At 65.5% G+C, this 15,511-nt stretch carries 22 protein-coding genes; 11 read left to right on the plus strand and 11 right to left on the minus strand.

Annotated features, from left to right (window positions below):
* The first annotated feature begins 58 nt into the window (after positions 1–58).
* Positions 59–949, plus strand: coding sequence for an alpha/beta fold hydrolase (locus OH799_RS06040; RefSeq protein WP_406276556.1), 891 nt, complete (start codon positions 59–61; stop codon positions 947–949).
* Between the two features lie 392 nt (positions 950–1,341).
* Here the strand turns inward: OH799_RS06040 and OH799_RS06045 are convergent, their stop codons facing one another.
* The 3 genes from OH799_RS06045 to OH799_RS06055 form a co-directional block, all read right to left on the minus strand.
* Positions 1,342–1,872 (minus strand): hypothetical protein, encoded by a 531-nt coding sequence (locus OH799_RS06045; RefSeq protein ID WP_406276558.1) that lies wholly within the window; start codon positions 1,870–1,872, stop codon positions 1,342–1,344.
* Entirely contained in the window at positions 1,869–2,438 is a 570-nt protein-coding gene (locus OH799_RS06050; RefSeq protein ID WP_406276560.1) for a TetR/AcrR family transcriptional regulator, read from the minus strand. Before OH799_RS06050 ends, OH799_RS06045 begins: the two co-directional genes overlap by 4 nt.
* A gap of 358 nt (positions 2,439–2,796) precedes the next feature.
* Positions 2,797–2,949 (minus strand): hypothetical protein, encoded by a 153-nt coding sequence (locus OH799_RS06055; protein WP_406276562.1) that lies wholly within the window; start codon positions 2,947–2,949, stop codon positions 2,797–2,799.
* Positions 2,950–3,037: 88 nt separating this feature from the next.
* Here OH799_RS06055 and OH799_RS06060 point away from each other — a divergent pair, with 88 nt between their 5' ends.
* Both OH799_RS06060 and OH799_RS06065 read left to right on the plus strand, forming a co-directional pair.
* The gene (locus OH799_RS06060; protein WP_406276564.1) at positions 3,038–3,610 is read left to right on the plus strand and encodes a TetR/AcrR family transcriptional regulator; all 573 of its coding nucleotides are present in this window, start codon (positions 3,038–3,040) and stop codon (positions 3,608–3,610) included.
* A gap of 29 nt (positions 3,611–3,639) precedes the next feature.
* Positions 3,640–3,900: a hypothetical protein gene (locus tag OH799_RS06065; RefSeq protein WP_406282967.1), complete on the plus strand. Its 261-nt coding sequence runs from the start codon at positions 3,640–3,642 to the stop codon at positions 3,898–3,900.
* 14 nt (positions 3,901–3,914) lie between these two features.
* Here OH799_RS06065 and OH799_RS06070 read toward each other — a convergent pair whose 3' ends face one another.
* The 3 genes from OH799_RS06070 to OH799_RS06080 form a co-directional block, all read right to left on the minus strand.
* The gene (locus tag OH799_RS06070; RefSeq protein ID WP_406276566.1) at positions 3,915–4,049 is read right to left on the minus strand and encodes a hypothetical protein; all 135 of its coding nucleotides are present in this window, start codon (positions 4,047–4,049) and stop codon (positions 3,915–3,917) included.
* Entirely contained in the window at positions 4,049–4,399 is a 351-nt protein-coding gene (locus tag OH799_RS06075) for a hypothetical protein (protein WP_406276568.1), read from the minus strand. Before OH799_RS06075 ends, OH799_RS06070 begins: the two co-directional genes overlap by 1 nt.
* Before the next feature lie 85 nt (positions 4,400–4,484).
* On the minus strand, positions 4,485–4,991 hold the full coding sequence (locus OH799_RS06080; RefSeq protein WP_406276570.1) for a recombinase family protein: 507 nt from the start codon (positions 4,989–4,991) through the stop codon (positions 4,485–4,487).
* Positions 4,992–5,065: 74 nt separating this feature from the next.
* Between OH799_RS06080 and OH799_RS06085 the strand changes: the two genes are divergently transcribed.
* A complete protein-coding gene (locus OH799_RS06085) occupies positions 5,066–8,146 on the plus strand; it encodes a Tn3 family transposase (protein WP_406276572.1) in 3,081 nt (1,026 codons plus the stop codon).
* A gap of 338 nt (positions 8,147–8,484) precedes the next feature.
* On the opposite strand, the gene OH799_RS06090 is transcribed toward OH799_RS06085, so the two are convergent.
* From OH799_RS06090 to OH799_RS06100, 3 genes are all read right to left on the minus strand, one after another.
* Positions 8,485–9,063, minus strand: a complete 579-nt coding sequence (locus OH799_RS06090) for a recombinase family protein (protein WP_406276574.1) — start codon at positions 9,061–9,063, stop codon at positions 8,485–8,487.
* Positions 9,064–9,122: 59 nt separating this feature from the next.
* Positions 9,123–9,425 (minus strand): DUF4158 domain-containing protein, encoded by a 303-nt coding sequence (locus tag OH799_RS06095; RefSeq protein ID WP_406276576.1) that lies wholly within the window; start codon positions 9,423–9,425, stop codon positions 9,123–9,125.
* A gap of 145 nt (positions 9,426–9,570) precedes the next feature.
* Positions 9,571–10,434, minus strand: a complete 864-nt coding sequence (locus tag OH799_RS06100) for a DUF1206 domain-containing protein (protein WP_406276578.1) — start codon at positions 10,432–10,434, stop codon at positions 9,571–9,573.
* A gap of 447 nt (positions 10,435–10,881) precedes the next feature.
* On the opposite strand from OH799_RS06100, the gene OH799_RS06105 reads away from it, so the two are divergent.
* The 7 genes from OH799_RS06105 to OH799_RS06135 all read left to right on the plus strand — a co-directional run bounded on the left by OH799_RS06105 (position 10,882) and on the right by OH799_RS06135 (position 14,466).
* On the plus strand, positions 10,882–11,352 hold the full coding sequence (locus OH799_RS06105; protein ID WP_406276580.1) for a hypothetical protein: 471 nt from the start codon (positions 10,882–10,884) through the stop codon (positions 11,350–11,352).
* 63 nt (positions 11,353–11,415) lie between these two features.
* Positions 11,416–11,589 carry a CsbD family protein gene (locus OH799_RS06110; protein WP_357273583.1) on the plus strand — a complete coding sequence of 58 codons (174 nt, stop codon included), beginning with the start codon at positions 11,416–11,418 and terminating at the stop codon, positions 11,587–11,589.
* Between the two features lie 71 nt (positions 11,590–11,660).
* The gene (locus OH799_RS06115) at positions 11,661–11,816 is read left to right on the plus strand and encodes a DUF6131 family protein (protein WP_357273585.1); all 156 of its coding nucleotides are present in this window, start codon (positions 11,661–11,663) and stop codon (positions 11,814–11,816) included.
* Positions 11,817–11,857: 41 nt separating this feature from the next.
* The gene (locus tag OH799_RS06120; protein ID WP_406276583.1) at positions 11,858–12,058 is read left to right on the plus strand and encodes a hypothetical protein; all 201 of its coding nucleotides are present in this window, start codon (positions 11,858–11,860) and stop codon (positions 12,056–12,058) included.
* Positions 12,059–12,157: 99 nt separating this feature from the next.
* Complete coding sequence (locus tag OH799_RS06125) at positions 12,158–12,592, plus strand: hypothetical protein (RefSeq protein ID WP_406276585.1); 435 nt, start codon at positions 12,158–12,160, stop codon at positions 12,590–12,592.
* A 336-nt stretch (positions 12,593–12,928) separates the two neighbouring features.
* Positions 12,929–13,174 carry a hypothetical protein gene (locus tag OH799_RS06130; protein WP_406276587.1) on the plus strand — a complete coding sequence of 82 codons (246 nt, stop codon included), beginning with the start codon at positions 12,929–12,931 and terminating at the stop codon, positions 13,172–13,174.
* A gap of 59 nt (positions 13,175–13,233) precedes the next feature.
* On the plus strand, positions 13,234–14,466 hold the full coding sequence (locus OH799_RS06135) for a fatty acid desaturase family protein (RefSeq protein ID WP_406276589.1): 1,233 nt from the start codon (positions 13,234–13,236) through the stop codon (positions 14,464–14,466).
* A gap of 228 nt (positions 14,467–14,694) precedes the next feature.
* Here OH799_RS06135 and OH799_RS06140 read toward each other — a convergent pair whose 3' ends face one another.
* Entirely contained in the window at positions 14,695–14,973 is a 279-nt protein-coding gene (locus tag OH799_RS06140; RefSeq protein WP_406276591.1) for a type II toxin-antitoxin system RelE/ParE family toxin, read from the minus strand.
* A gap of 7 nt (positions 14,974–14,980) precedes the next feature.
* Entirely contained in the window at positions 14,981–15,217 is a 237-nt protein-coding gene (locus OH799_RS06145; RefSeq protein WP_406276593.1) for a type II toxin-antitoxin system ParD family antitoxin, read from the minus strand.
* Positions 15,218–15,511 lie beyond the last annotated feature (294 nt).

Genomic DNA, 15,511 nt, shown 5'->3' on the forward strand with positions numbered 1-15,511 from the left:
ATAGCGAGGATAAATTACAATGGTCCTGCTCATGCATCACTGAGGCAAAGGTGGGGGCGTGAACGAAACCCGGGTGCTCGCCGACGATGGCACCGGACTGCATGTCGAGCTCGACGGCGATCGCGACGCCAGGCGAGTCATCATCTTGGTGAGCGGGATCAACACTGCACTTGTCTACTGGAGTCGGCAGCGCAAGACACTCGCGGATCTGGGCACGATTGTCCTGTTCGACCATCGCGGTCACGGCCGCTCAGACGAATCCCCGATCGACTGCGCTACCGTCGACCAACTCGGCCTCGACATCGCCGCGATCATCGACTCCGTCGCGCCCGATCGACCGGTGGTCCTGGTCGCGCATTCGTTGGGAGGTATGGCGGTATGTGCCTTGGCTGCGCATCGACCCGAACTGTTCGGCACTCGCATCGTGGGCGTCGCATTGTTGGACACCGTCCCCTCCCGATGGGGCGAAATCGCGTTGCGGCTGCCCGGTTTCGCGACCCGCGTATTGGTCCGAGCGCTCTGGTGGGTGGTACCTCCGCTGCGCCGGCTGCTCACCGATACCAGCGAGCGACGACACACGACACACGACTCGAGCAGCCAGGTGGGCACCGGTCCGCGTACACGGATCGCGCACATCGACCGCGCGCGCCGACTCGTCACATCCTTGCGAACCATGAGTCTGCTGGCATTGATCGCCGACACCGCCCTGTGCGACCACAGCGCAGGGTTGGCCACGCTCGGGACCACTCCCGTGTTAGTGGTTGCGGGCGATGACGATCGATTCATCCCTCTTCGGCACAAAACCCGTGCTGCCGCGAGCATTTCGGGTGCACAGCTCGTAATCATTCCCGGCGCAGGGCATCTGAGTTCGATCAAGAAACCCGAAGAGGTCGACCGGCACCTGCGTGCGTTCATCACGAGCCTGGATCTCGCAGAGTGTCGCGGATGAAGACCGCCTATTTCATCCTTGGTCCGGAGAATGGATGCCTCGACTCCACAGGCCGTCCGAACACGATCGTCTTCCGCCAGAGCTTGCCGCACGGCGACGGCCGACTGCCCAAGGATCATCGGCTCCATGGCCTCTGCGGGCTATGCGGTGCAGCCGGTGTTGATCGTCCGAGACAAGGACCACACGGTGCGGTCGCCGGATACACCTCCGCCAACGATTGCTCGAAATGCTCCACAGCTGCCTCAGCGCTATCGATGTGATAGTGCTGGCCGGACATGACCAGCGACTCCTTCACGAATTCCACCCGCACCCCGTTGTCGGTCGGGGTGCGCACCAGCCGCCGTGCGTTGGGTGTGGCAGTCGAGATCGCAGACTGACGTGGAGGTGTTGGGTCACCGGGAGGCCACTTCCGGAAGTAGGTGAGCCAGCAGGAGCTTGACGAGCAGCAGCGGGGCAAACCAGCCGAGTTCGGGCGGAAGGGTGACCAAGCTGGTGGTCAACGTCAGGGCGAACGCGGTGACGGCGAAGGCGACCGGCCGCCGCACCGGTGCCGGGGCGACAGTCACCAGTACGGCTCCGACCAGGGCTGAACCGTGGATCGCGGCGGCGGCGGTCCAGGTGACCCCGGGCACCGTCCAGGCCAGCAGGTAGGGCTGGACGTGCAGGGCGACGAAGGTCAGGTGGTGCCAAGCGGTGCGCCCCGGTCTGTGGTACCACCGCTTTGCCGCGTCGGTGGCGTTGACGACCGCCCCGCCGAACAGGTCGAAGGCCACGACCGCCACGACGGCCACAGGCAGCGCAGGCAGGTGTGCGTCCAGCGCGAGCGACAGGGCGAGCCCGGCGCCGACGAGGGCGGCACCGAACCCGGCCAGGACTTCCTGCCGGGTCGCGCCGGGGGCGATGGCACGGTCGACGAGATTCACGCGCGGATCCCCTCAACGGTCAGCTCGATGATCGGTGTCGCCAGTTCGGTGAGGGGCATCCGATCGTCGGCCAGCCACTGCAGCAGGCAGCCCTCGATCGCGGCGACGATCAGTGTGGCGTGGTGTTCGCTGACGTCGGGCCGCAACTCGCCCTCGGCCCACGCCTGGCGCAGCAACTCCGAGATCGCCTCTCGATACTGGCGGTAGACCGCGGCCATGTCCAGCGATGGCGCCGACGCCCACACATCCAGCAAGACGCGGGCATGATCGCGGTGCGCGGCGAGCATGTCGACCACCCCACCCACCAGTCGCGCCAGACGCTCCAGCGCCGGCCCTTCTCCCACCGTCGCCAGCACAGCGTCCGAGCGGGCCCGGTAGCTTTCGAACACGCCCGCCAGTAGGGCATCGCGGCTGTCGAAGTAGAGGTAGACGCTGCCCTTGGCGATGCCTGCCTCGGCCGCGACATCCTCCACGCGCGAGGCGGCGAACCCCTTACACGCGAACACTCGCACCGCAGCGCCCAGGATGTCCTCCCGCCGCTGAACCCGGTCAACTGCCTTCACCATACATTGACAATGACTGACCAGTCAGTCAACGTCAATACGACATCGCTCAGCAGCCGGGTTGGAGGGGGTGGCAGCCCGGTAGGAACTGCTGGGTCGGGAACGGAAATTGCTGTCTCGCATGCGTGGGCTCCGGTAGGGGTGGCGGCGGCAGTTCTGGCCCGGTCTCCGAGGACTGGATGGTCTCCCGGGTTGTGGCCGCCCCTCGGGGTGGTGCGCCTTGGCGGCCAGCCTGAGCCCGAACGTCAGTGCAACAACTCCAGCCGCAATCTTGCATCCGATGAAATTGCGATCAAAAGGAGCATTCGCGAGAAAAGTCACGCTAGCGGACAGGTTGAATCTTGTTGCTGTGCTGGTGAATTCATGCCGGTCGTGATTGGCGATAGTGTGCCCGGTTACGGGCGTTAGGGGTGTTGCCCCGGGTGGACGGCGCAAGCAGGTATTCGATGCCGATGTAGAGGATGAATGCGGCTCCCAGCACCGACAAGCCGGTGGCGAGGCGGGTGCGGACCATGAGGACGCTCCAATGTCTAGCGGCGCTTTGGCGAGTATGGCGCCAGATCTAGTAACACTAGATTACCAAGCGATGCTATACTCAACCTATGACGACCCAGACGCGACGAGAACGGGAACGCGCCGAACGGCACCGGCTGATCATCGACACCGCTCGGGAGCTGGCCGAGTCGCAGGGCTGGGACGCAGTGACTGTGCGCAGGCTGGCGGAACGGATCGAATACAGCCAGCCCGTGCTGTATTCGCACTTCGCGGGCAAGGACGAGATCGTCACGGCGGTCGCCGAGGAAGGCATCGCGGAGATGGCCGCGTGGAGCCGCGCGGCGTTGGAGTCCGCGGGCGGCGAGCCGCGCGCAGCGTTGGCGGCGGTGGCGCGGTCCTACCTCGACTTCGCGACCGCGCGGCCCGCGCTCTACGACGCGATGTTCCTGATGAAGGTGAACCTCACGTTCGGCGAGAATGCCTCGCAGCCGCTGCGGGACGCGTTCGCCGTCATGTTCGCCGCCTTCTCACCGTTCGCGGGCGAGCACGATCCGGAGACCTTCACCGAGGTCGGCTGGAGCGCCCTGCACGGCCTGGCGACCCTGGACCGCGGTGGACGTCTGCGGCCGGCTCAGCGGGACGCCCGCCTGGCGGTGTTGGTCGACCAGTGGACCCGGTAGACCTCTGCGAGTCCATGGTTCCCGAGCCGATGCGGCCGCTTGTCTCCCGCATGGGCGCGGACACTGTCGCGATCGCCACCAGCGCCGCCCCCGTGCTGGACTCCCTCCGCGAACACCAGGTCACCGCCACGGTCGATTTGACCCTGATCGGCCACTACTACGAACGGTTCGCCGACAACGCCGTCGAGGTCGGACGCCAAACCATCTTCCTTCCTGTCCGGCGAAACCGCCGACCGTTGGACCCCACCCCACGCGCCGGCCCCGGGCAATCCGAATACGACGGGCTCTGAACGGATCTCGCAGTCTACTGCGGAAAACCCGCACCGGGCCGCCGCCGCGCGCCAGGGTCGCTGTCGGCCCGATAGCGCCGTAGCCCGTCGTCGGACACCCTCGCGTACTTCGCGAGGCTGCGCACCGCGGTATGCCCCGACAGCTTCATCAGCACCGGGGTCGACGCGCCGTCCTCCGCGGCTTGATGAGCCGGGAATGACGCAGCTGATGCAGCGTGTAGGGGCCTCCGGTGTAGCCGGCGGTGTGGGCCTCGAACAGCTCGGCCGCCCGCCGGTACGACAACCGCGCACGCCCTGTCCCCGGGTCGATGTCGTTGGTGGCCACCGACGGGCGGGCCTTGCGGTCGGTCAGGAACAGTGGCCCAGATTTGCGGCCGGCCAGCATCCGCGGCAGCAACCGCGTGGTGGCAGTCTGCCACGCGATGACCTCCCGCGCGCCGCCCTTACGGGTCACCACCGCGCACCGGTTCGCCGTATCGAGATCGGGCACATCCAGCATCGAGTACGGTAGATGCTTTTGCTTGACACACCGAAGGTTTCGGCAATCTGGACGACGGTGCAGCGGCGCTTGCCGCGTTCGTCGGTCACGTCGTACATCTGGCGCGCCTGAGCGCCTGCAACTCGATCAACGCCGCCGGCCGCCCACCGACGCGGCCGCGAGCGCGGGCGGATTCGAGTCCTTCCAGGATGCCCTCGCTGATGAGGTCGTCCATAGCAGCGATGACGTGGAATAGGAACCGCCCCGCCGGGATGGTGGTGTCGATTCCCTGTTTCAGCACCACCAGATCTATACCGCGCTCCTCCAGCTGCGCGGCGAGTTCGGTCATATGCCGCACCGACCGGAACGGGCGCGGGAGCCGAGTTATGCCCAATTCATCACCGCGGCGCAGATGGTCGAAGCATTTGTCCCACTCCGAGCGCCGCGCCAACTTGCCCGACGCCTTGTCCACCCAGATCCGTTCGCACCCCGCTGTGGCGAGTGCATCGATCTGAGAGTCGACTTTCTGCCCGCGAGTGGAGACACGCGCGTATCCGGGGTGGGACCCGAATACGCCAGAAAGGGGCCGCGCTGATGTATCGGCGCTGGTCAAGCATATCGGTGGAGGCTTGTAGCGCCGATAGCTATGGTGGGCTGGTTATTTCGTGATTCTGGTGGGGTGTCGGGTTGGCGTCGATCGATCGCACCGCCTACCCGCGGTTCAAGCGCGCGGTGTCGGGGCGGGAACTGGCCGAGTCGTTCACGCCGGCACCCGATGAAGTGACCTGGGCACAGGGCAAGACGCAAACCGAGTCGCATCTGTTGGCGTTGCTGGTGCGGCTGAAGTGCTATCAGCGGCTGGGCTACTTCGCAAAGCTCGACGATATCCCCGGAGTTGTGGTCGACCACGTACGTACTGCGATCGGGTTGGCCGACGAGGTGGCCGCGCAGACCGATGCTGATCGAACAGCGAAGCGGCACAGGCAGTTCGTGCGGGACCACTTGGGTGTGAAGTACGAGGCCAGCCGGGTGCGGGAGGTCGCCGAGCAGGCGATCCGGGCCGCGGCGCAGACGAAGGACAACCCCGCCGACCTGATCAACGTGGCGTTGGAGGAGCTGGTCCGGCAGCGGTGCGAACTGCCCGGCTACACCACCCTGGACGCGATGGCCGCCAGCATCCGGACCGAGGTGAACGGTCAGTTCTTCGCGATGGTCTCGGCGCGGCCGGACCGGGCGCAGACGGCGAGGCTGGCGCTGATGCTGGTCGTGGATCCCGCCACGCGCCGAAGCGAATTCGACCGGATCAAGGCACCGGCGCAGGCGCCATCCTTGGCGAAGTTCAAGGCTCGCCTCGAGCATTTGCGGGCATTGGACGCGATCGGCTCGACGGAGCGTTGGCTCGATGGGGTGCCGCCGGGCAAGGTCGCCCATTTCGCCGGTGAGGCGCGCGTCGCCGATGTCGACGACATGCGTAAAACCGGTGACGCCAAGCAGGTCACGCTGTTGATAAGCCTGCTGCATCAGCAGCGGATCGAGGCCCGCGACGAGGTCGTCACCATGTTCTGTAAACGCATCGCCGCCCTGCACAAGAAAGGCCGCGAACGCCTGGAGGAACTGCGCGAAGCCCACCGCGCCGAGTCCGAACGCCTGATCGGCGTCTTCGGGGACGTTCTCGCGGCCGCGAGGGAAGCGACCGGTCCCGCCGAGGACGGCGAGCCGGTAGCGGCGGGTGACAGCTTGGCCGGTGGGGTCGCCGAGCGTGCTGGTCGGATGGTGTTGAAGACCCTCGAAGCCGCGGGTGGTGTGGAGCAGCTGTCGGCTGCGCACGAGGCGGTGTCGGCGTATCACGGCAACAACTACCAGGCGCTGCTGGAGAGCTTCTACCGGTCGCACCGCTCCGCGTTGTTCACGCTCGTCGATTCCCTGGATCTGACATCGACCACCGCCGACCACAGCGTCCTGGACGCGGTCGAATTCATCCGTGCGGCCAGGGACAGGCGAAGCGACTGGATCGCCGAGACCATCGCGCACACCCGCGAGGGTGAGCAGGTGGCGGTCCGGATCGATGTTGACGCGTTCGCGTCGGTGGCATGGCGGAAGATATTGCGGCACAAGGACCATCCCGGGATGCTGGCCCGCCGGCACCTGGAGGTGTGCGTGTTCTCGTATCTGGCTGCCGAGCTTCGGTCCGGCGATATCGCGGTGACCGGCTCGGACTCTTACGCCGACCTGAACGCTCAGCTGATGAGCTGGGAGGAGTGCGCACCGCTGGCTGCCCAGTTCTGCGAGCAGGCCGGCATCCCTGTTGAGGCCGGTGAGTTGGTGGCGTTCTACCGCCACCAGCTGGCCACGACCGCCGCGACGGTGGATGCCGGGTATCCCGCCAATACCGATCTCGTCCTCGAAGACGGCCGGCCAATGCTCAAACGGCGCAAGGGCACCGACCGGCGTCCGTCGGCGCTGGCGTTGGAGGCCGCGATTCATCAGCGGATTCCCGAACGCAGCCTGCTCGATATCCTCACCCGGGCTGCGTATCTGACCGGATGGCACCGGCACCTGGGTCCGGCGTCGGGGTCGGACCCGAAGATCCGGGGGGACGCGCTGGGACGGTACGTGCTCACCGCCTACGCCTACGGCGCCAACCTGGGTGCGGCGGAGGTCGCCCGGCACATGCGGGGCAAGGTGTCGGCGCACGAGCTGTACACCGCGGGCAACAAGCACACCACCGCGGACCGGGTCCACAGGTGTTCAGCGGACGTGATCAACGAGTTCACGCGGCTCGATGTGGCGGGGGTGTGGGGCGACGGGCAGATCGTCGCGGTGGACGGCTCGCAGGTCGACACGTGGGAGAACAACCTGCTCGCCGAATCCCACGTCCGCTACGGCGGCTACGGCGGGCTGGCGATGCGGTTCGTCTCCGACTCCTACATCGCCCTGTTCTCCCACTTCGTGCCCTGCGGGGCGTGGGAAGCCGTCTACATCATCGACGGCCTGCTGAAAAACAGCTCCGACGTGCAGCCGGACACGGTCCACGCCGATACCCAAGGCCAGTCACTGCCAGTGTTCGGAGTCGCCGCGCTCCTTGGGTTCGAGCTGCTGCCCCGGATCCGCAACTGGCACGATCTGATCTTCTACCGCCCCGACATGGGCACCCGCTACCAGCACATCGACAGCCTGTTCGGCGAGAACGCCATCGACTGGGGACTCATCGAACGCCACTGGGCGGACTTGCTCCGGACGTCGATCTCGATCCGGGAAGGCCGGGTGTCGTCGGTGACATTGCTGCGGCGCCTGGGCAACCACTCCCACAAGAACCGCCTCTACCGGGCATTCCGTGAGCTGGGACGGGTGATCCGCACCATCACGCTGCTGCGGTACCTGTCCGAACCCGCGCTGCGTGAGCAGATCACCGCGGTCACCAACAAGGCCGAGGCATTCCACGGCTTCGCCGACTGGCTGATGATCGGCGGCCGGCTGATCGGCCACAACGACCCCGACCACCAGGAACGGGTGGTGAAGTTCAACGAGCTGGTCGCCAACTGCGCGATCTACTCCACCGCCCTGGACATCACCGACGCCGCCAACCGGCTCGCCGCCGAGGGCTACCCCATCGATCGCGACGATCTGGCCACGATCACCCCGTATATTCAGCACACCATCCGCCGCATGGGCGACCTCGTCCTCAACCTGACCCCGCCCGAGCAGGCACCGGCCACCCGGCTCGACCTGGAACCGCGAGTGCTGTTCGCGCCCGTGGGTTCTCGCTGAATCCGACGCTCGGCGGACTGAACCGCAGAGGAACGCTCGAACGTGTCCGCGAACCGGTGCGGGAGGGGCAGACTGGGGTGATGGGGTTCCAGTAGTTTCGGCGCAAAAACAACACATATGGCTTGACCAGCAGCGATGGTGTGTTGTCGGTGGCCGATGACAGGATCTGATCGTTGAGGCCGGTGTCTGTCCCCTTCGGACATCGGTCGGATATGCGGGAGTCCCGAAGACCACCATCCGGCTGCTGGGTTTCATGGCGGTACTGAAGCTTTGGGGTCCCGGTAGTAATCGCCGAAAATCCAACGAAGTTCACGTAGCCGCTGGTGGGAGCGGCGATGCTATGGGGTTGGCTTGCTGAGGTGGCGGTAGATCGTGGGGCGGGTGACGCCGAACTCGGCGGCGATCTGGCTCACGGTGTAGCGCCGCTTGCCGTGTTCGTCGAGTTCGTCGTACATCTGCCGGGCCAGTTGGACCTGGCGGGGGCCGAGTTTGGGTTTCTGGCCGCCGGTGCGTCCGCGGGCGCGGGCGGCGGCGAGCCCGTCGCGAGTGCGCTCGGACATCAGCGCGTGCTCGAATTCGGCTATCGCGCCGAGGATTTGGAAGAACATGCGGCCGACTGCGGTGGAGGTGTCGATGCCCTGGTCGAGCACCACCAGGTCCACGCGCCGGTCCTGGAGAGTCTTGGACAGCTCGATCAGGTGCTCGAGGGAGCGGCCGAGCCGGTCGAGCTTGGTGACCACCAGTTGGTCTTTGGGCCGGTTGGCGACCAGCAGCGCCTTGCTCAGCTCGGGGCGGGAGGCGAGTTTGCCGGAGGCCTTGTCGATGAAGATCTGTTCGCATCCGGCGGCGGTGAGTGCGTCGTGCTGGGCTTCGGGGTGTTGGTCGCGGGTGGAGACCCGTCCGTAGCCGATGCGCATGGCCCGGGAGTGTATTGCGGACCCCCGACAGGTTGTCGTTGGCGCGTACACGGCAACCGTTACAAATTCGGCGACACCTGACCTGCGGGAATCGCTGGACACCCAACATGTCTCGTGAACGATCGTTTGTTTTCCTCGGCACGAGCGCCATGCGTGTGAGAAGGCGGGGTTTCACTCCACGGCAACGTGCACAACGCCACCGAAAGGCCGAGCCGCTCTGCCGGACCACACCCGCGGCCAGGCGTGAGGAACGCGATATCGGCAGGGGTGAGCGTGAAGAACCGGAACAACTCCTCGCGGCTGACATCCGGAAACTCCCGCAGACGCACCAACTCCTCGTCCGCAAACACCTGCATCGCCACGAAACCCGACCTCCAGCACACCGACCAACCTCATCGGCAGCCAAGCCAAGCACCAATCACAATGCCCCGCAGCCCGAACCGGAATCCCGACATCACCGCTGGTCAAGCCATTGTCGTTGTTTTTCGCAAGATTGCTCCGGGACCCCTACATCTTGGTGTATCGGGCCATGGCGAAGCTGTAGAGGCCATAGGTGATGATGCCCAGGCCGGCCGTGATGAGGAGCGCTGCTCCGTAGGGTTGGGCCCCGAGAGTTTTGAAGGCGCCGTCGAGGCCGGCGGCTTTGTCGGGTTCGGATTGGTTGACGGCGAGTATTACCAGTAACCCGATGGCGGCGATGGCCAGCCCCTTCGCGATGTATCCGACCGTGCCCAGCCGTCGTACCAGGTCACTGGTGGTGCCCTCGAGGTCTTGGAGGAAGTTCTGGCTGGCTCCTTTGTAGATGTGGTAGCCGCCGATCGCGATGATGATCAGCGCGCCTGCGATGAGGGCGATCGTGCCGGCCGTGGTTTGCATCATGCGGGCGGTGATTCCTGCGCTCTGGCCGCTGCTGGACTTGCCGCTGCCGCGGGCGAATCCGAATGCGGAGAATGCGAATGCGAAGTAGACCACTGCCAGACAGAACGCCTTGACGCGATCGATCGTTTCGGATTTCTTGTTGTCGGCTTGGGGTTTGGACGCGCTGCCGAGTGCGGCTTCGGCGAGCCGCCACAGCGCCATCAGTACGAACGCGACGACGCCCACCCACAGGGCGAGGACGCCGCCGGGCTTGGAGGCGAGTTCGGTCATGGCTCCGGATTGGTCGGCGGTGCCGGTTGCGCCGCCGAGGGCGATCCGGATGGCGATGTAGCCGATGATCAGGTGCACGATGCCACTGACAACGAAGCCGGCGCGGGCGAAGCGTTCGAAGATGCTGTTCTGGGCCAGTCGGCCCGCTATCGAGGACGAGTTGTCAGACGACGCCGACGGCGATGCGCCGGCCGACGTTGAGGACGGATTGTTGTCAGGCATGGTGCTCGCCCCGTATCCGTGGTGGTGAAAAGCTCCGCCGGGGGTGCGATGGGCGGTCTGCGGGGTGCGCAGCACGGTCCCGAGGCCGGCTACTGTCGGGCCGGGGCCGTTGTCCCGAGAACCCACCCGATGGCGGGGGTTGTCGAAGGGTCCGAAAGGTGTCCGTTGTGCGGCTGCGCCGTGCTGTCAGCCTAGCCCCGCCTTCCCTGCTGGCGGTAGATACGGGGCCGGGTCGGCTCGGGTGTCTGATCGCTCAATTCCCAGTTCGGGGATGTGTCAGCTTTCGAAATCGCCTTCGGTGATTCCTCGAAGTCGTGTCAGTGCATCCCTGCTTCGGTGCTGAGTTGGCGCTGCCGTCGGTGCAAATCCGGCAGCCATAAAGTGTAGCTCTACATTGTTGACTCAGTGGGTTTGCGGTGGTTGAGTGAGCATTACAGCGTAGATCTGGTGGGTAGCACAGTGACCGTCATCATCGGGCTTGTCGTTCTGGTCGCGGCCGTCATGGTCGGGCTCGCGGGGGTGCTGGCCAACGGGGGTGTGAACTACGCATTGACCGACAATTTCGCCGTGTTCGGCTACCACGTGACCGGCTCGACCGGCGTGTTGTTTCTCTACGGCATCGTGGTCGGCGCGGCCGGACTGGTCGGGCTGAGCCTGCTGTTGGCCGGTGCCCGGCGAACCGCCCGCCGCGGCCGTACCGCGCGCAGCGAACTCGAGGTGTCGCGCCGCGAGACCACCGCGGCGAGCCGGGACCGCGCCGACCGCGCTGACCGGCAGCCCCACCTCGACGACACGCGAGATGCCCGCGATACCGGAGCCGACGGTGCTGCGCGTCGCGACCGATTCCGCCTTTTCGGATTCGGCCACCGATCCAGGGACCGCCACGCCGCCGGCAACCCGCACTCGGGGCGCGGCTGACGCCACCCGCAATAGATGTCCGCCGCATCCGTGGCGACGGCACACGCGAAAGGGACCACCATCATGAGCATCAGTAAGAAGATCGCGCACAAGGCCGAAGCCGCCAAGGGCGTCGCCAAGAAACTGGTCGGCCGGGGCACCGGCAACACTCGCCTGCGGACCGAGGGTCGTATCGATCAGGCCAAGGGCAATACCAAGCAGGCCGGAGCAAAGATGAAGGACGCCTTCAAACACTGACGCCACACGCAACCAACGGGGTGGCCCACCCGCACAGCCCGTCACTTCGCCACCGAAACCAGGTATCGACCATGATCATTCTCGGAATCATTCTTCTCGTCGTCGGTTTCCTGCTGAAAATCCAGATCCTCTGGGCCATCGGGATCGTGGTCCTCATCATCGGTCTGGTGCTACTGCTGTTGGGGTCGATGGGGCGCGCTGTCGGCGGGCGACGCCACTACTTCTGACGGCCGGTCTTGGTTCATTCATCGACTCCAGGAGGCCGGTGATGCGGTGGCTGACACTGCTGGTGCTGGTATGGCTGATCATCGGCGCGATCGCCGCCGGGCAGCGCGGATACATCACCCACGCCGAACAGAACTGCGCGGGTGTCGGGACCATCGCGGTGACCGTGTTGGCGGGGCCACTGAACTATGCCGGGGTCAATCCCAAGGTGACCAACTGCCATGTGCCCCAACCCAGCCGCTGACAACATCGGTGCCCGGGCACGCGGTCGCGATCGACCGACCCCATTCCCGACACCGGTGCCAACCACATGGGACCACGCTCAACCTTTGAGGAGGTCGACATGACCACCACCACGATCGTCGTCATCGTTGTTGTCGTGATTGCGGCAATTCTGATCGTCGCCGCGCTCACCTGGCTGGTCTTGAACAAACGTAAGGAACACCGCCGCGTCGAAGCCGCGGGCATCCGCGAGAAGGCAACCGAACAGTCCCACGAGGTCGGCCAGCGTGAAGCGCTCGCCGAGGAGACCGCGGCCAAGGCCCGAGCGGCTCGGGCCGAGGCCGATGTCAGGGCAGCGCAGGCGGCGGGCCTGCAAGAACGAGCAGCGGCTCACCGCGGCGAAGCCGTCACCTCCCGCGACGAGCTGAAGCAGGAGTTCGAACGCGCGGACAAGATCGACCCGGACTCCCAGACACGCGACACGCGAGAAGAATCCGAACCCCGCCAGACGCCGTCACGCGAAGCATCCACGCGCGACCGAACCGACCATCGATGACCCTTCCCGGTGAAGGGGCGCTTTCACTGCTGCTGTTCCTTCGCGGGCGCAAGGTAGCGGTGCAGTGATGTCTTCGCGATGCCGGTCCTGCTCGTGATTCCGCCGAGGCTGCTTCCTTGTTCGCGGAGGTCGGCGTACGGGCCTTTCGGAACATGTTAGGTGGAAAGGCTTCGGGAACGTACGCTGTCCCGGTTCGCCCTGGTTGCCGATCGCCGGCTGTGGTTCGTCGGGTGTGGTGTCGTCGTTCCACTTCCAGGGGAGCGGAACAGTTTGCTGACGCAACACGCTTCGCGATCACCGGCGTGTCCACGCAGGAACTGTCTAGAGTCGATTGCTATGAGTTCCCGGACTCGGAAAGGCCGCAAGCGCACCCGTAGGGATTCCGCAGCGCTCGGCCGGGTGACGGCCGCGGCGCGGCGTGACCCCCGTAGCCCGACCGGCAGGACCGGGTTCGCCGCTCGGGCCGTCGAGGGCCTCTACCCGCTGGTGCCGGGGTGGTGCGCGGCACCAGCGGGCACGCAGGCGTGGCAAGAGATGCCTCCGGCGCTGATTCCGCTTCTCGCGCCCAGGCATCGTCGCTGAATTCTCACCGGCCTGTCCACGCCGACCACGTATTCAGAAGATGCAGGGGTGGCTCAGGAATGGCAATTACAGACGTCGCGGCCTACGCGCATCTGAGCCCGGCTGATGTCGAGGCGCTCGGCTGTGAACTCGATGAGATTCGCCGGGACATCGAGAACCGGCGTGGGGTGCGGGATGCGCGGTACATCCGGCACACGATCACGTTTCAACGCGCACTCGATGCCCTGTCACGGCTGACGATAGCGGTAAGCCGCAGCAGAGTCGGCTGGGTGCTCGGCACCGTGGGATTGGCGACGGCCAAAAGCATCGAGAACATGGAAATCGGCCACAACGTCTGCCACGGCCAATGGGATTGGATGAACGATCCGGAAATCTGTTCCAGCACATGGGAATGGGACATGGTCGGGCTGTCCTCGCAGTGGCGGTACTCGCACAACGTCCGCCATCATGTGTACACGAACGTGCTGGGTCTTGACGACGATATCGGTTTCGGTGTGATACGGGTGACCAGAGACCAGCCGTGGCGGCCTCGGTTCCTGCTGCAGCCGCTGCAGAACGTGTTGCTGGCGGTCACCTTCGAGTGGGGGATCGCCCTGCACGGCTTGTACTCCGAGCAGGAGCGTGTGGCAACCAGCGCGGAGCGAAGAGCGCAAGCCAAAGCGTTGATCGGCAAGATCGCCCGACAAGCTGGGAAGGACTACGTGCTCGCCCCTGCGTTGAATGGTCGACGCTGGCGCCGCACGCTCGTAGCGAATCTGGCAGCCAACACCCTACGCAACCTCTGGGCACATGTGGTGATTTTCTGCGGCCATTTCCCCGACGGCGCCGAGAAATTCACGCACATGGCGGTGGAGGAGGAGACCAAAGCACAATGGTATCTGCGGCAGATGCTCGGCACGGCGAACTTCGATGCGGGGCCGGTGCTGGCGTTCATGAGCGGGAATCTGTGCTATCAGATCGAACACCATCTGTTCCCGGACCTGCCCAGCAACCGTTACGCCGAAATCGCCCGGCGTGTCCGAGCGTTGTGCGACAAGTACGACATTCCCTACACCACCGGTCCGCTGCCACGCCAATACCGGTTGGCGCTGCTCACTATCCACAAACTAGCGCTCCCGGATAGGTTCCTTACCGCTACCGCGGATGACGCACCTGAACGGCGTCCGAACGCAAATTCTGCGGGCGACCGGATCGAAGTGACGGTCGCATCCATAACGGCGCCCGGTCCGTCACGTGATTGCTGCCGCCGTCGGCGAATACTCCCGCGACGCCGATCAGCAAGGCGACCATGAGGATGACGAGCCCGACGATGACGATCATGACGATCCCTCGGATCTGTTGACGCTCTCAGTACACGCCGAGCGAACCTCGACCCAGCCCGAATACCGACTACCTGAATACCGGTCCCTGCCAGTCCGGCACCCCTTTGTCCGCCGAACCACCGACACCCTGGCGGAGTAAACCGCCCTCATCCGGATTTGCGCATCAAGGCGAGAAACTCGGCGATTCCGCCGGCGCGCTCACAGATGGCGGTCGGGATCCATGCGTTGGTGCAGGATGCGCATGATCTCGACGACGCCGTCCGTGGTGAGGCGGTAGTAGACGGTGTGGGATCCCGCCGGGACCCGGAAGTAGCCGGCGCGGATCTCCTCGCAGGCCCGCCCGGCGCGCGGTCGAAGGCGTGCAGCAGTCCGCGCACGTAGTCCTCGGCCTGGTCGATATCCCAGCGGTCGAGGGTGTAGCCCGTAGATCTGGTCGAGGTCGTCGTGAGCGACGGGGTTGAGCAGATATCGGCTCACCGGCGGCCTACTCGGCGCGCTTGGCGGCCAGGTAGTCCTCGCCGTCGAACGGCAGGCTCGGTCCGGCGTTCTCGGCCTCGATGAGGGCCGCCCGCACCGCTCGGAGCTTGGTCTCGCGGTCTTCGAGCAGCCGCAGTGCAGAGCGGACGACGTCGCTGGCCGAGCCGTAGCGGCCCGAGCTGACCTCGGTCTCGATGAACTCGAGGTAGTGATCGCTGAGGCTGAAGGACGTGTTCTTGCCCATCACCCGAGAGTACCAATTTTTGGTATTGCGGTGGGTCTACTTCTGCATGGGCAGGGTCTATTGCCCCGGTGGTGTCGGAGGTGGTGCGTACTCTTACCTGAGACAGCACCCGGAAAGTTCTGCGAGCTAAGGGGTTTCGGGGATGATTGGCCATAATGCTGCAGGTCCTGGCCCTCGTCGTCCTCGGTCCACGTCAGCGGGCGGTTGCGGCCCGGCGGGTGGCTGCTCGCGCAGTACGGCCCGCTGATTCGGATGCTCACCGGCCTGCGGCGACTGGGACTTCCCCAGCGACTA

It is taken from the genome of Nocardia sp. NBC_00881 (assembly GCF_045207455.1).
In the GTDB taxonomy this organism is placed as follows: Bacteria; Actinomycetota; Actinomycetes; order Mycobacteriales; family Mycobacteriaceae; genus Nocardia.